This window comes from Paracoccus sp. S4493, assembly GCF_000967735.1.
GTDB lineage: Bacteria > Pseudomonadota > Alphaproteobacteria > Rhodobacterales > Rhodobacteraceae > Paracoccus > Paracoccus marcusii.
Genome location: NZ_JXYF01000532.1, coordinates 1 through 2,410, shown reverse-complemented (window position 1 = coordinate 2,410; position 2,410 = coordinate 1). Strand labels below are relative to the sequence as shown.

Annotated in this window: 5 protein-coding genes; 4 read left to right on the top strand and 1 reads right to left on the bottom strand. The window is 48.2% G+C overall.

Translation table 11 applies throughout. The features are described 5' to 3' along the window. The first annotated feature begins 147 nt into the window (after nt 1-147). From TW83_RS21045 to TW83_RS18895, 4 genes are all read left to right on the top strand, one after another. Nucleotides 148-393, top strand: a complete 246-nt coding sequence (locus TW83_RS21045; RefSeq protein WP_157001822.1) for a hypothetical protein — start codon at nt 148-150, stop codon at nt 391-393. Between the two features lie 203 nt (nt 394-596). Next, complete coding sequence (locus tag TW83_RS18905) at nt 597-842, top strand: type II toxin-antitoxin system VapB family antitoxin (RefSeq protein WP_045984336.1); 246 nt, start codon at nt 597-599, stop codon at nt 840-842. Beyond that, entirely contained in the window at nt 842-1,258 is a 417-nt protein-coding gene (locus TW83_RS18900; protein ID WP_052714992.1) for a type II toxin-antitoxin system VapC family toxin, read from the top strand. Before TW83_RS18905 ends, TW83_RS18900 begins: the two co-directional genes overlap by 1 nt. A gap of 87 nt (nt 1,259-1,345) precedes the next feature. Continuing rightward, nucleotides 1,346-1,585 (top strand): hypothetical protein, encoded by a 240-nt coding sequence (locus tag TW83_RS18895; RefSeq protein ID WP_045984334.1) that lies wholly within the window; start codon nt 1,346-1,348, stop codon nt 1,583-1,585. A 133-nt stretch (nt 1,586-1,718) separates the two neighbouring features. Here the strand turns inward: TW83_RS18895 and TW83_RS21040 are convergent, their stop codons facing one another. Continuing rightward, on the bottom strand, nt 1,719-2,252 hold the full coding sequence (locus tag TW83_RS21040) for a hypothetical protein (RefSeq protein ID WP_157001820.1): 534 nt from the start codon (nt 2,250-2,252) through the stop codon (nt 1,719-1,721). Nucleotides 2,253-2,410: the final 158 nt, after the last annotated feature.

Here is a 2,410-nt window from a genome sequence, read left to right as displayed (position 1 = left end):
CACTTGGGGAATGTATGCTAGGATTAGTTGGCAACCCACCATCAATGTCCAAACGGTAAAATATATTTTTTAGTTATTAAATAGTGCATGATCGTCTTCAGCAAGGTAAGGTATAACTTGGCATAGCATACTATGAAAGGTTATTAAGTGGCATTGACTGATTGTGGAGCAGCGGGTAATTTTAAGAGTCTTACGGAGCAGGACATTGCACAAGCATCCCAGGCAGAAATAATTTTTGCAATGCTGACTGCGCTCTACCCTGAATGCAAAGGGCATGTCGGTGATCTATTAGAATATGCGCTGTGCGATCTGCGCCATTTTTCAGATAAGCACCAGCTATCTTTCGCAAGCACCGACCAAGCCGCCCATCAAACATACCTTTCGGAACGATGACCTGAGTACCCCGCTCCACCTCATCGGCGGCGATCTTCTGACATGAGTAACATTGAGCTTTAGTTGGCCGGTGCGGCAGGGTCCAAGACCCCTACCGCACCGGCCCGGCGCTTGCGCGCCGCAGCACGGCCTTACGGCCATGCGGACCTAGACGGTAGGATATTCGTTTGCTAATATCAGGGATATGCAACCGGGGATATTCGATGCCGCTCTACATCCGTGACGACAAGGTTGATGCTCTTGCAGAGCAGGTCATGCGCCTCACTGGTGCGAAGACCAAAACAGACGCAGTGCGAGACGCGCTACAGGCGGCGCTTGATGCGAAGCTGAACCAAACCTCGATCTTCGATAGAATCAAGCCTTTGCAATCTCGTGTCGCAGACCTTGGTGCAGTGAATCCAGACTTCGACATGAAGAAATTTAGTGATGAAATGTGGGGTGACACCTGATGTTTTTGGACGCGTCCGTGATCGTTGCAATCCTGGGCGACGAACCAGATGCCACGGCCCATCTTCAGCACATCGAGGGTTTTCAGGGGCAGCTTTACTGCTCACCGCTGGCGCGGTTCGAAGCATCGCTTGCCATCGCTCGACGCCTTGAAGGGGACACGGGCCGAAATGCTGAAACGCACGAACGTGCCGAACGGATCGTCAATGACTTCCTGGACGTCATAGGCGCGCGAGATATTCACATAACGGGAGGCATTGGACGCTTGGCACAAGAAGCCGCGCGAACCTACGGGAAGACCGTGAACCATCCGGCTCAGTTGAACTTTGGCGACTGCTTTGCCTACGCTTGCGCTAAAGCCTATCATGTCAAGTTGCTCTACAAGGGCAACGATTTTTCGCAAACGGATCTCAAGTGACAAAACGCTGATTCTGTGATAGCCACTTCATCCTATTGCGCCACGTATTTTTTTTTGTGAAAAAGATTGTCGCAAAGGAGATGAAGAATGGGTTATTCTCAGAATGGCGCTGCGTTCTTTTACTGGGCGCACAAGCGCCGCAAGACGGCTGACGAAGCGCGCCGCGTTGCGGGCAAAGTCAGCTCACTTTCCGATGGCATGGTGGTTTTCCTATTCATCGTGTTGTGCGGTTTGATTGGCGCTGCGGTTCACGCATTCAATTATGTAATGTTCCATGCGGCTAGGCTTATAAGTCTAACTATAGACTTACTACCGTTAATCCCTTAAGGGAGCCGCGGCAATAAATTGAAGTAATCTCATAGATAAAAAGCAGAGACATTCTCTAATTAGACTTAAAAGGCCGCCAAATGGGCGGCCTTTCGGATTAATTGATAAAGCAATGGTGCAATATTTACTTTTTTTACGTTGTCAGGATCAAAATGGCGACGTACAGTGCGCCGAATGCAAACATTGCCCCCCAGAAGCGAAAAATAGCACCGGCTAACTTTAAGTCTTGAAAGTCTTTAGGGCTAAGTTCTACCAAGACTGCAATAAAGGCACCAATAAGTGCAGATGAAACGCCTAAGAACCCCGCGGTTTTTGTGCGTAGTTCAATAATAATTTTATTGGCGGCAATCCAACTGTCCCCTTTGTAATCTAGATATAATAGAACGCCAATTACTATAAGCATCGGTATCAATACGGCAAGGATTTCCCATGGGTCGTATTCAGCAGGGTTGTTTTTTTTAGGGGCTGCATTTACCGGGATTTTAACTTTGATCGGTTGAGCCGCTATCTTGGGCTGCTGAGAATTCAAATTTAATTGCGATGCCTTATTATCTTTATTTATATTCAGAGTTTTAACTGCCTGTTGGGTTAACCCCTCTTTTCCATGTTTAGTATAATCAGGGCTTATGTCGGAAGGTAAATTGCCGCCAGCATCTTCTTTATTCATGCGCCACCTTTTTTACATCAATGTGTTCTTTAGTAAAATCTAGTGAGGTGGCAACTAGAATGACTTCCAGTGTTTCAAAAACCTTGAAAACGTGCTTTGGCGGCGTCCCTCGCGTTGGTCGGTCTAGGGCTGATCGCCCTGGACCGCCCGCCCCGAGG

Bases quoted from the DNA above. Each gene is read 5' to 3' on its own strand.
- TW83_RS18905 (WP_045984336.1), top strand. From the start codon at position 597: ATGCCGCTCTACATCCGTGACGACAAGGTTGATGCTCTTGCAGAGCAG.
- TW83_RS18900 (WP_052714992.1), top strand. From the start codon at position 842: ATGTTTTTGGACGCGTCCGTGATCGTTGCAATCCTGGGCGACGAACCA.
- TW83_RS18895 (WP_045984334.1), top strand. From the start codon at position 1,346: ATGGGTTATTCTCAGAATGGCGCTGCGTTCTTTTACTGGGCGCACAAG.
- TW83_RS21040 (WP_157001820.1), bottom strand. From the start codon at position 2,252: ATGAATAAAGAAGATGCTGGCGGCAATTTACCTTCCGACATAAGCCCT.